Origin of the sequence: Streptomyces sp. CC224B, from assembly GCF_030010595.1 — a bacterium.
Classification (GTDB): domain Bacteria; phylum Actinomycetota; class Actinomycetes; order Streptomycetales; family Streptomycetaceae; genus Streptomyces; species Streptomyces longispororuber.
The window spans coordinates 1-11559 of sequence record NZ_JASCXL010000183.1 but is presented as its reverse complement, the minus strand read 5'-3'; the positions used below and the strand labels follow the sequence as shown (position 1 = coordinate 11559).

Below are 11559 nucleotides of genomic sequence, written 5' to 3'. Positions count from 1 at the left end.
GACCATCTACCTGGCCGGACTCCACCTCGCCGCCATCTTCATCTGGTCCGCGCGGTGATCCGAAGGAAACGCCCTAGCGCATGCGCGTGGCCCACTCCTGCACCTTGGCGATCCGCTGCCGGATCTGCCCCGCCGTGGCCTCCGCGCTCGGCGGCCCCCCGCACACCCGCCGCAGCTCGGTGTGGATCACGCCGTGCGGCTTGCCGCTCTGGTGGACGTACGCGCCCACCATGGTGTTGAGCTGCTTGCGCAGTTCGAGCAGCTCCTTGTGCGAGACGACGGGCCGCCGCTCGGCGGGCAGCTCCAGGAGGTCGGCCTCCTCGGCGGGCTTCTTCTTACTGTGCGCGATCTGCCGGGCCTGCCGCTTCTGGAGCAGGAGCTGGACCTGGTCCGGCTCCAGAAGGCCGGGGATGCCGAGGTAGTCCTGCTCCTCCTCGCTGCCCGGGTGGGCCTGCATGCCGAACTCGGCGCCGTCGTACAGCACCCGGTCGAAGACGGCGTCGGACTCCAGCGCCTCGAAGGGCAGCATGTCCTGCTCGCCGGTGTCCTCGTCCTGCTGCTTGTTCGCCTCGTCCATCTCCTTCTCGGACTCGGCGTACGGGTCCTCCTCCCCGCCCTCCTTCTTCGGCCGGTCGAGGGCGTGGTCGCGCTCGACCTCCATCTCGTTGGCGAAGGTGAGCAGGTCGGGGACCGTCGGCAGGAAGACGGACGCGGTCTCGCCGCGCCGCCGCGAGCGCACGAAGCGGCCCACGGCCTGGGCGAAGAACAGCGGCGTGGAGATCGTCGTCGCGTACACGCCGACCGCGAGGCGGGGCACGTCGACGCCCTCGGACACCATGCGGACGGCGACCATCCAGCGGTCGTCGCTCTGGCTGAAGTCGTCGATGCGCTGCGAGGCCCCGGCGTCGTCGGAGAGCACCAGCGTGGCCCTGGTGCCGGTGATCTCGCGGATGAGCTTGGCGTACGCGCGCGCGGAGTCCTGGTCGGTGGCGATGACCAGGCCGCCGGCGTCCGGGATGGCCTTGCGGACCTCGGTGAGGCGGCGGTCGGCGGCCTGGAGGACGTTGGGCATCCAGTCGCCGCGCGGGTCGAGGGCGGTGCGCCAGGCCTGGGAGACCGCGTCCTTGGTCATCGGCTCGCCGAGGCGCGCGGCGATCTCGTCGCCCGCCTTGGTGCGCCAGCGCATGTTGCCGCTGTAGGAGAGGAAGATGACGGGCCGCACGACGCCGTCGCCGAGGGCGCTGCCGTAGCCGTACGTGTAGTCGGCGGCGGAGCGGCGGATGCCGTCGTTGCCCTCCTCGTACGTCACGAAGGGGATCGGGTTGGTGTCCGAGCGGAACGGCGTACCGGTGAGGGCGAGCCGCCGCGTGGCGGGCTCGAAGGCCTCCAGGCAGGCCTCGCCCCAGGACTTCGAGTCACCGGCGTGGTGGATCTCGTCGAGGATGACCAGCGTCTTGCGCTGCTCCACGCGGTTGCGGTGCAGCATGGGCCGCACGCCGACACCGGCGTAGGTGACGGCGATGCCCTGGTACTCCTTGCTGAGCGGGCCCGCGCTGTACTCCGGGTCCAGCTTGATGCCCACCCGCGCCGCCGCCTCGGCCCACTGCTTCTTCAGGTGCTCGGTCGGGGCGACGACGGTGACCTGCTGCACGACGTGGTGGTGCAGCAGCCACGACGCGAGGGTCAGGGCGAACGTCGTCTTTCCGGCGCCGGGCGTCGCCACGGCGAGGAAGTCGCGCGGCTGCTCCTGGATGTACTTGTCCATCGCCCCCTGCTGCCAGGCGCGCAGCTTGCTGGCGGTACCCCAGGGAGCACGCCCCGGGAAGGCGGGCGAGAGGTGGTGCGACGAGGAGGCGGCTGTAGTAGTCACGGTCTCCGTTTTTTGACGCTGCGGGTACGTACGACAACCGGGCCACCCTACCGGTGGGATGACCGCACCCCGGGGCTGACGCCCGGGTCCGCCCCGCGGTGCGACGCGGTTCACACCGGCCCGCCGGGTGCCCCTCAGCTGTGCCGCCCGGCGCGGGTCCGCAGGCGGGTGCCGAGCCACGCCCCGGCCAGGGCCACGGCCGCCATCGGCAGGAAGACCGCGGCGAAGGCGGCCGGGTGGGAGCCCGCGGCGGCGTCCGCGCCGGAGCCGTGGGCGTCGATCGCGCCGCCGCCGAGCGCGGCGAAGGCGGCGCCGCCCGCGGCGAGCAGCAGGGCGTTGGACAGGCCGTCGGATATCTGGAGCGCGGCGGAGTTCGACCCCGCGTCGCGCGGGGGCGACAGGCGCAGGAGCAGCACGCTGGTCGAGGCGATGACCATGCCCATGCCGAGGCAGCCGAAGCCCCAGGCGACCGCGACCGTCCACACCGGGACGGCGTCGATCAGCACGCTGGGCGCGGCGGCGATGGCGGCGGCCACGAGCACCATGCCGACGACCACGAGCTTCTCCCGGTGCGGCTCCATGCGCGGCCGCGACTGGACGTACGAGCCGAGCGCCCAGGTGGCACCGCCCGCGGCGAGGGAGAGCCCCGCGAGGGTCGGCGAGAGCCCGCGCTCGCTGACGAGCATCAGCGGCACGAAGGACTCGGCGGCGACGAAGGAGCCCGCGGCCACGCCCCGGAGCAGCACCACGGAGGGCAGCCCGCGGGCGGCCCGGTAGGTGCCGCGGGGCAGCAGCCCGAGCACGGACGGCACGAGCACGGCGGCGCCCAGCACCAGCGGCACCAGGGACAGCCAGCGCAGATCCTGACCCGCGTACTGGAGCAGCCCGGCGCCGAGGGAGATACCGAGAGCGAGGCGGATGCGACGGCGGTCGAGGGGGTCGGGCGGGGTGGCGGGGGCCGGGGCGGCGGGGCTGGCATCCGGCTTGGGCGGGGCGTCCGGCTTGGGCGGGGTGACGGGGCTGGTCGGCTCGGCCGGGGCGGGGGGTCCGGCGGGGCTGGTCGGCCCGGCTGTGGCGAGGGGCCCGGCGGGGGCGGCAGGGCTGCCCGGCTCAGCCAGAGTGGGCAGCGCGGTGGGGCTGTCCGGCACGGCCGGAGCGAGCGGACCGGCGGGGGCGGAAGTGCTGTCCGGCTCAGCCGGAGCGGACGGACCGGCCGGGGCAGCGGTGCCGTGCGGCGCAAGTGGGGCGAGCGGCCCCGACCGGGCGGCGGTGCTGCCCGGCTCAGCCGGAGTGGGCAACGCGGTGGTGCCGTCCGGCTCGGCCGGGTCGAGCGGGCCCGACGCCGTGCGCCGTACGGCGGGCAGCGCGAGCGCGAGGGGCGCGGCGACGAGCACCGGGACCCCGATGAACACCCACCGCCACCCGAGGTGCTCGGTCACCGTGCCCGCCACCAGGGGCCCGACCACGGACGGCACCACCCAGGCGGCCGCGAACGCCGCCATGATCGACGGGCGCAGTGCCTCCGGATAGGCGCGGCTGACCACCACGTACAGCGACACGATGACGAGCCCGCCGCCGAACCCCTGCACGGCCCGGCCCAGGATGAACTGCCACATCGCCCCCGCGGTCCCCGAGAGCAGCAGCCCCGCCACGAACGCCGCCATCCCGCCGGTCAAGGGCCCGAGCGGCCCGCGCCGGTCGGCCCACTGCCCCGAGAGCACCATCCCGAACAGGCTGGTCGTGAAGTACGCGGAGAAGCCGAAGGCGTACAACGACACCCCGTCGAGCTCCCGCGCCGCCACGGGCATCGCCGTCCCCACGGCGGTCGCCTCGAACGCGATCAGCAGCACGACGGACACGATCCCCACGCTCAGGGCCCGATAGGCCTTCCCGAGCACCCCGCCCTCACCCGCCCCCGCATCACCCGCATTCGCCACCGCCTCCGCGGCGGCCGGGACGGGCACGGCAGCGGCTGGGACGGGAACGACGTCGGTGTCGCGGGGGTCCTGGGTGGTCATGCAGGCCAGCGTAGAAGCCACCACCGACAAGATCCCCTGGCCGGGGACGGGTGGCAGCTCAGCCATTGGTCGTACACCCTGGGGCTCTTGCGTCGGGAATGCGGCGCCGCTCCCCCGGGCCGGGAGGACGGTGGTGCGGCGGAGGGGGCCTCGGTCAGAGGACCGTCGCGGTCGACAGGACCGTGTCGACCTCTTCGCGCTCCGGGCCCGTGCCGGGCATGCCCAGGCCCAGGAGGAACGCTGTGCGGTTCCTGTCCGCGATGATCAGCGTCAGCCTGAGGTGGGCCGTGCCGCCCTCGCCGTCCTTCACCGCCAGGGCCACCGTGTGGGCCGTATGGCCGTCCACCGTGGTCGCCTTCGACTCCTTCAGCTCCGAGGAGCCCTCGGGATAGAAGAACACCGCGTTGGAGCGCGCCGCCCGCTCCGTCTGCCGCGCCAGCGCCGCCTCCGGCACCCGACCCGCCTTGCCCGCGGCCACGAAGCCGCCGTCGGTGCCCTTGCCGTACGCGTCCTCGCGGGACTTCTTCGTCATCCCCGTGGTGAAGGCGTCGATGAGCTTCTTCTTGCCGTCGTGCTTCCAGCCCTCCGGGATGCCGTACGACAGGCCCGCCTCGGTGTCCGTCACGCGCGGCCGCCCCGCCAAGGCGCCGTCGTCGCCCCGCGTCCACCACCACGTCCCCAGGCCCGCCGCCACCACCGCGGCGATCACCGCCGCGACGACCGCGCCCCGCCACCGGCGGCCGCGGCCTGCCGGGGCGTACGGCGGCGGAGGCGGCGGCACGAACTGGGGGGCGGGCGCGGCGGGCGAGGGCGTCGTGGGCGGTGTCGTCATGCAGCTCAGCTTCACCTCCCGCCCCGGAGACCTCCTGAGTACCTGTACTCAGGCGACTACTCAGGGCGTGCGCGCCACGACTGTGCGGTATGACTTTCGGCCACCTTTTCCTTGTGAGCACGGGCACCACCCCTGGGCTCGGCGTGAAGATTTTGCGCTCAGCCTGCACTTTCCACGCAAGATTTGCTGACTACTTGTCCATGCGGCGAACGCACCACAAGATCACCGCCGTTCAACTCTGCACTATTTGTGCGCAGTCGTCCGTAAGGGCGGGCAACCCTTCCCACCGATTACGGCCCTGACCTCCTTCTCTGTTCGCATGACCCCCAGGAGCCCGGCTGACCACCGGAACTCCCTCTTCGCACCACTCACTTGGGGGTTTACGCATGACCGGAATCACCCGCCGCCGCGCCCTCGGCGCCGCCGCGAGCGCCGCCGCCGGCCTCACCGCCGTCGTCGCCGCCCACAGCCCGGCCCTGGCCGCCACGCCGCACGACCGCGGCAAGCCCGGCCGGGAACCCGGCTCCTTCGACGAGGTGTACCTCGGCCGTCGCATCCAGGGCGAGCCCAGCCACGGCGGCGGCCACCACGGGGACCACGGAACCGGCTACTCCGTCCGCATCGACGGCGACGAGCTGCACGTCATGCGCAACGCCGACGGCACCTGGATCAGCGTCGTGAACCACTACGAGCCCCAGGCCACACCCCGCGCCCTCGCCCGCGCCGCCGTCGTCGAGCTCCAGGGCGCCGCCCTCGTCCCGCTCGCCGCGCCCGCCTCGTCCGCCGCCTGATCCGGAGCTCCGTCACCATGACCGTACGCAAGAACCAGGCCCAGCTCACCGCCGACGAGAAGCGCCGCTTCGTCGACGCTCTCCTCGCCCTCAAGCGCGACGGACGCTACGACTCCTTCGTCAGCACCCACAACGACTTCATCATGAGCGACCGCGACGACAGCGACCGCGTCGGCCACCGCTCCCCGTCCTTCCTGCCCTGGCACCGCCGCTTCCTCATACAGTTCGAGCAGGCCCTGCAGTCCGTCGACCCCTCCGTCGCCCTCCCCTACTGGGACTGGACCACCGACCGCACCCCCGCCTCCTCCCTCTGGGCCCCCGACTTCCTCGGCGGCACCGGCCGCAGCCGCGACGGCCAGGTCACCGACGGCCCCTTCGCCGGCTCCACCCGCGCCTGGCGCATCAACGTCCGCGTCGACGCCCGCGACTTCCTGCGCCGCAACCTCGGCGGCAACGGCGTCCAGCTCCCCACCAAGGCCGACGTCGACTCCGTCCTCGCCCTGTCCACGTACGACGCCCCGCCGTGGAACAGCGCCTCCGACGGCTTCCGCAACCACCTCGAAGGCTGGCGCGGCGTCAACCTCCACAACCGCGTCCACGTCTGGGTCGGCGGCCACATGGCCACCGGGGCCTCCCCCAACGACCCCGTCTTCTGGCTCCACCACGCCTACGTCGACAAGCTCTGGACCGAGTGGCAGACCCGCCACCCCAGCTCCCCGTACCTCCCCGCCTCCGGCACCCGCAACGTCGTCGACCTGAACGAGCCCATGCGACCGTGGGGCGACACCACCCCCGCCGACATGCTCGACCACCGACCGCACTACACGTACGACGTGGCCGCCTGATCCTCGTCCTGCCGGTCAGCCCCCACTCGCGTGCGCCACGAAGTCGCGCCAGGCGCGCGAGGCGAACGCGAGCTGGGGGCCCTCGGCGTTCTTGGAGTCCCGTATGTGGATGGTGGTCGGGGTGGTGGCTATCTCGACGCAGTCGTTGATGTCGCTGCTGTCGCTGTAGCTGCTCTTGGTCCACTCCGGCGCGACCTCGACGCAGTCGCCGGGCTCGTTGCTGCTGCTGTAGCTGCTCTTGGTCCACTCCAGGGCGACCTCGACGCAGTCGCTGGGATTGCTGCTGTCGCTGTAGCTGCTCTTGAACCAATACAGCCGACCACTACCCCCGGTGCAGGGCTTACGCGTCATGTCTCTCCCAGCACTTGCTCGATGAAAGCCATCGACTCCCGCGGCGTGAGAGCCTCGGCCCGGATGATGCCATAGCGCAGCTCGAGGATTCGGAGTTGCCGGGGGTCGGACACCGGTCGGCCCCCGAACTCGTCGTCCGTACGCCCGATGGCCGCGCCGTCCCCGAACTTCAGCACCTGAATCCGTCCACCGGTCCCAGGGTGGTCACCATGGGTCGTCGGCATCACCTGGATGTCGACGTGTGGCAACTGGCCCAGCTCCAGCAGGCGTTCGAGTTGTCGGCGTAGGACGATTGTCCCCCCGATCGGCCTGCGAATCGTCACCTCTTCCTGGACAAAGCTCAGCTCAGGAGCGGGGTCACGCTCGTAGATCGCCTGCCGTGCCATGCGAGCCGCCACCGCTCGCTCCAGCTCGCTACGCGTCAGTGCAGGGCGCCGCGTCCGCAGCAGTGCCTCGGCGAAGTCCGGGGTCTGGAGCAGCCCGTGCACGTTGTGGGTGCTGTACAGGCACAGCTCGACCGCCCTCGCCTCCAGCTTTGCCAGTTCTCGGACCTTCTTCGGGTACCTCGCCCTCGCCAGTTCCTCCTTCATCGCCTTGATGAAGCCTTGAGCCCTGAGGACGTCGTCCGCCGCGTCCAGGTACTCGGGGCGGGGGATGCGCGCCCCGCGCTCCACCTTGCGGACCAGGTCCTCGCCGTAGCCGATGGCGGCGCCGAACTCCGTCGCCGTCAGGCCCGCGGCCTCGCGCCACCGTTTCTGCTGGTGGCCCAACGCCTCGACCACCGAGGCGATCTCGTCGCCGGGCTCGACGTCCCAGCCCGCCTCGTCCACACTTTCGCCGTCCGCGCTCATCACGCCCACCTCCGCAGTGCCGCCCCGCTTCAACGCGCAGCCGTACCCGTACGACACCCAGGACATCCGGGACAGCGCCGGACAGCGACCGGACAGTCACCGTACGTGCACGTCGCATCGCGGTGCAGCGTAGGCGGGCTCCATCACGCTGGTACGCATGAACACAGAGACCTCACAAGCCCTTGCTGCTGCGCGGGAGTTCAGTGTCCGGTTGCCGTCCACGCCGCGTGGTGCCCGGCTCGCCCGTCATGCCGCCGTGCGCCAACTCCGGGCCTGGGAGCGGCCCATCGACGCGGTGGAGCTCGTCGTCGCCGAACTCGTCAGCAACGCCGTGCGGCACGGGCACGTGCCGGGGCGGGGCTTCCGGCTGGTGCTACGGGTCTCGGGCCGCGGCGTGCTGCGGATCGAGGTGTCCGACACGCGGGGCGAGTGCCTGCCCCGGTCGCCCGGGCCGGTGGAGCCGGACGCCGAGTCGGGGCGAGGGCTGCTCCTCGTGGCGGCGCTCGCCGACCGCTGGGGCACCGAGTCGGGGCCTGAGCCGCGGAAGACGGTCTGGGCGGAGATGGGGCCACCGGGCGGGACGGGGTGAGCGCGCGCCGCGCGTCAGGCCCGTATGAGCGGGAGCGCGGGCACCACGCGCTCCACCATGTCCTCCTTCGCCGTCAGCGGAGTGGGTGTGTAGGCCAGGACGAACCGCACGCGCCGGTCGCGGGTGGCGAACATCCGGGTGCGGTAGCCGTAGGTCTCGCCCGTCTTTCCCCAGAGCGTCACACCCCCGGGTATCGGGACCCGCTGGAGGCCCATGCTGTACCGGGCCGGGGTGCCGTCCGGCATGCGGACCCTGTCCGGCGGCAGGGCGAAGAGCCGGTCCATGGCGGGCGGGGGCAGCAACTCCCCGGAGAGCAACGCCCCGTGGAAGCGCTCCAGGTCCGACACCGTCGACACCAGCTCGCCCTCGCCCCACGCGCTCGACTGGTCGTACGTCGTCGCGTCACGCAGGGAGCCGTCCGTCATGCGCAGGTACCCGCGGACGTGCGCGCCGCGCAGGCGGGGGTCGGTGCCGGGGAACCAGGTGCGGCGCAGCCCCAGCGGGCGCAGCACCCGGGCCGTGACCTCCTCGCCGTACGGCCGGCCCGTCAGCTCCTGTATGAGCAGGGCGAGCAGGACGTAGTTGACGCCTCTGTACTCCTGCTGCGTGCCCGGGGTGAACTTGGGGGCGCTGTGGGCCACCGTCTCCACCAGTTCGTGGGGCGTCCAGCGGTCGTGGCGGTGGCGCAGCGCGGCCTCGGGGGTGTGGAGGTCCGGCAGGCCCCGGTGGTCGGGCAGCCCACTGGTGTGGTTCAGGAGCTGTCTGACCGTGATGGCGGCGGAGGCGGGCGGCAGCAGGCCCGGGACGTGCCGCCCGATCGGATCCCCGAGGCGCAGGCGGCGCTCCGCCCAGAGCTGGAGCACCACCGTCGCCACGAAGGTTTTGGTGACGCTGCCCGCCCGGAAGGCGTCGTCGGGGCGCGGCGGCCGGTGTCCGCCCAGCTTCGTCACGCCCGTGCTGCCGTACCACCGGTCCTTGCCGTGGGCGGCGGCGAGCTGCGCGGAGGTGGCCGGCGGGTGCGCCAGGTCACGGAGCGCGGCGTGCAGCGCCTCGGTGTCCCACGCGCCTTGTCTCGTCGCCCGGGCCGCCGCGACGTGCACCCCGCCCACACCGCCCGCCGCCGCGAGCAGCGCGACGCCTGCCGCCGCCGAGCCGCGGGCCAGCGCCCGGCGCGAGATCCACTGAGAAGTCATGCGTCCATGGTCGCCACGCCCCCCCCCCGCCCGCATCCGGGAAGTCCCCCACCCCACCCCCGAGTTCACCCCTAGCCCGTGACCGCCCTCCCTTCCCCGCCGCTCCCCTGCCCAACCACCGCTCCCCCGCCCACCTTCATGAACGGCGTGTGGCAGTCCCGTTGCAGCGGTGGCCATGTCCTTGAGGAGGCCACGGCCACCGCCTACGGTCGACGACAAGAGAGCACAGCTTGGCCGTGTGCCCGAGTGGTTTAGGGATTCGCCTGCAAAGCGAAGCACACCGGTTCGATTCCGGTCACGGCCTCCACGTCCGAGCGGCAGCCACTGCCGCAGCCGCAACCCCAGCCGCAACCTCGGCCAAGGGCACAGCCGTGGCTTACAGCGCGCTGCCCGCCTTCCACTCGTCCCACGGCACGTTCCAGTCCCCGTACCCGTTCCCCGGGGCCACCGTCTCCTTGGAGCCGGTCACGCGGATGACGTCCCCGGGGACGACCTCCTCGTAGAAGCGGCGGGCGGTGCCGTCCGTGGCGAGGCCTATGCAGCCGTGCGTCACGTTGGTGCGGCCCGCGTAGGTGTCGGCCTTCGGGTTCTGGTGCAGGTAGGTGCCGGACGTCGTCAGGTGCACCGCGTAGTCGTAGTAGCCCTTGTACGCGTCCCCGTAGCCGACGGTCCGGGAGTCCATGAAGACGCGGCGCTGCTTGTCGGAGACGACCATCGTGCCGTTCCAGGTGTCCATCCCCGGAGCACCCGCCGTGACGGGGACACGACGGGTCGTCCCGGCCTTCACGACGGTCATGGTGTGGGTGCGCACGTCGACCGTGGCCACCAGGGAGCGGCCCACCGTGACGGTCCTGTCGATGGCCTTGCCCGCCCGTACGGTGATCCTGGTACCCGGTTTCCAGTACGTCCTCGGGCGGTAGTCGATCCGCTGGCCGTCGTGCAGGTTGCGGTCCTTGACCCAACTCCAGGAGCCGGTCGTGCCGTTGTCCGTGGTGACCTTCAGGCGCTTCTCCACCGCCGCCCGCCCGGACGCCGGCACAGGGCGGGCGAACGTCACCGAGAGCGGCATGCCGACGCCGACGGTCTGCCCGTCGGAGACGTTCACCTCGGCGCCCTTCCGCAGCGCCTTTGGCAGCGGCTCCGCGCGCGGGACCGCCTTCCGGGCCGGGGCCGCCGCACCGGCCCGCTCCCCGGCACCGGACCCGCCGGACGCGCCGTCTCCCCCGCTGCTCCCGCCGCCGCAGCCCGCGAGCAGCAGGGCGCAGACCCCGGCCACGGCCGCCCCCGCGAGCCGCCGCGACCCCTTGGTTCCTGCGACCCCCCTGGTGCCTGCGATCCCCCTGGTTTCTGTGGTTCCCCTGATTCCTGCGGTTCCTACGGTTCCTGCGGTTCCTGCGGTTCCCCTGGTCAACAGAGCCCCCCTGTGTGGTGTGCTTCGATGTACGGGACCTGTACGCATGCCGGGGGTCACCGGGTTGCATGCGAAGCGGAGAAGTTCCGGGACCCGTGGGAGCGGCATGACGGAGGACGAGTTCGACGCGTTCTACGCGTCGGCGTTCCCGCGCGTCGTCGGCCAGGTGTACGCCTTCACCGGGGACCACGGGCAGGCCCAGGACGTCGTCCAGGAGGCGTTCGTCCGCGCCTGGGACCGGCGGCGCGACTTCCTCGCCGCCGAGGCCCCGGAGGCGTGGATCCGTACGGTCGCGATGCGGCTCGCGGTCAGCCACTGGCGGCGGGCCCGGCGCTGGCTGGAGCTGGTGCGCCGCACCCCGCCGCCCGAGCACGCGCCGGGCCCGGGGCCGGAGCACCTCGCCCTGGTGCAGGCCCTGCGGCAGCTCCCGGAGGCCCAGCGCCTCGCCATCGTGCTGCACCACCTGTGCGACCTGAGCGTGGAGCAGGTGGCCACCGAGACCGGGGCCCCGACCGGCACGGTCAAGGCCCGGCTCGCCCGCGGCCGGGCGGCCCTGGCCGCGCTCCTGGCCCCCGGCGAGACCGGCGCCCTGGAGATCCCGGGCCGGAACGGCGAGACCCCGCGCCGGAACGGCGAGATCCCGGACCGGAACGGCGAGAAGGAGAGCGGCCGTGTCCGATGACCTGTCCCCGCGCGAGCTGTCCGCCGCGCTGCGCGACCTCGCCGGGAGCGGTGAGGCGCCCGCGCCCACGGCGGGCGCGCAGGTCCGCCGCCGCGCCGCGGCCCGGCGCCGGCGCCCGCACGCCGC

General features: G+C 72.9%; 11 protein-coding genes and 1 tRNA gene. 5 read left to right on the top strand and 7 right to left on the bottom strand.

What is annotated here, in order from left to right; translation table 11 throughout:
- Positions 1-73 precede the first annotated feature (73 nt).
- The 3 genes from QK440_RS39635 to QK440_RS39625 all read right to left on the bottom strand — a co-directional run bounded on the left by QK440_RS39635 (position 74) and on the right by QK440_RS39625 (position 4720).
- Positions 74-1870: a DEAD/DEAH box helicase gene (locus QK440_RS39635; protein WP_282798120.1), complete on the bottom strand. Its 1797-nt coding sequence runs from the start codon at positions 1868-1870 to the stop codon at positions 74-76.
- Positions 1871-2004: 134 nt separating this feature from the next.
- A complete protein-coding gene (locus QK440_RS39630) occupies positions 2005-3888 on the bottom strand; it encodes an MFS transporter (RefSeq protein ID WP_282798119.1) in 1884 nt (627 codons plus the stop codon).
- Between the two features lie 154 nt (positions 3889-4042).
- Entirely contained in the window at positions 4043-4720 is a 678-nt protein-coding gene (locus QK440_RS39625) for a hypothetical protein (RefSeq protein WP_282798118.1), read from the bottom strand.
- Positions 4721-5106: 386 nt separating this feature from the next.
- Here QK440_RS39625 and QK440_RS39620 point away from each other — a divergent pair, with 386 nt between their 5' ends.
- Positions 5107-5511: a tyrosinase cofactor gene (locus QK440_RS39620; protein WP_282798117.1), complete on the top strand. Its 405-nt coding sequence runs from the start codon at positions 5107-5109 to the stop codon at positions 5509-5511.
- 17 nt (positions 5512-5528) lie between these two features.
- Entirely contained in the window at positions 5529-6356 is an 828-nt protein-coding gene (locus tag QK440_RS39615) for a tyrosinase family protein (protein WP_282798116.1), read from the top strand.
- A 15-nt stretch (positions 6357-6371) separates the two neighbouring features.
- Here the strand turns inward: QK440_RS39615 and QK440_RS39610 are convergent, their stop codons facing one another.
- Both QK440_RS39610 and QK440_RS39605 read right to left on the bottom strand, forming a co-directional pair.
- On the bottom strand, positions 6372-6707 hold the full coding sequence (locus QK440_RS39610; RefSeq protein WP_282798115.1) for a DUF397 domain-containing protein: 336 nt from the start codon (positions 6705-6707) through the stop codon (positions 6372-6374).
- Complete coding sequence (locus QK440_RS39605) at positions 6704-7558, bottom strand: helix-turn-helix transcriptional regulator (RefSeq protein ID WP_282798114.1); 855 nt, start codon at positions 7556-7558, stop codon at positions 6704-6706. The genes QK440_RS39610 and QK440_RS39605 overlap by 4 nt, the downstream gene beginning before the upstream one ends.
- A 157-nt stretch (positions 7559-7715) precedes the next feature.
- Here QK440_RS39605 and QK440_RS39600 point away from each other — a divergent pair, with 157 nt between their 5' ends.
- The gene (locus QK440_RS39600; protein ID WP_282798113.1) at positions 7716-8147 is read left to right on the top strand and encodes an ATP-binding protein; all 432 of its coding nucleotides are present in this window, start codon (positions 7716-7718) and stop codon (positions 8145-8147) included.
- Positions 8148-8161: 14 nt separating this feature from the next.
- On the opposite strand, the gene QK440_RS39595 is transcribed toward QK440_RS39600, so the two are convergent.
- Positions 8162-9340, bottom strand: coding sequence for a serine hydrolase domain-containing protein (locus QK440_RS39595; protein WP_282798112.1), 1179 nt, complete (start codon positions 9338-9340; stop codon positions 8162-8164).
- A gap of 232 nt (positions 9341-9572) precedes the next feature.
- On the opposite strand from QK440_RS39595, the gene QK440_RS39590 reads away from it, so the two are divergent.
- Positions 9573-9647: transfer RNA gene (locus QK440_RS39590), tRNA-Cys, on the top strand.
- A gap of 69 nt (positions 9648-9716) precedes the next feature.
- Here QK440_RS39590 and QK440_RS39585 read toward each other — a convergent pair.
- Positions 9717-10616, bottom strand: a complete 900-nt coding sequence (locus QK440_RS39585) for a L,D-transpeptidase (protein ID WP_282798111.1) — start codon at positions 10614-10616, stop codon at positions 9717-9719.
- Between the two features lie 241 nt (positions 10617-10857).
- Between QK440_RS39585 and QK440_RS39580 the strand changes: the two genes are divergently transcribed.
- Entirely contained in the window at positions 10858-11433 is a 576-nt protein-coding gene (locus tag QK440_RS39580) for a SigE family RNA polymerase sigma factor (protein WP_282798110.1), read from the top strand.
- Positions 11434-11559: the final 126 nt, after the last annotated feature.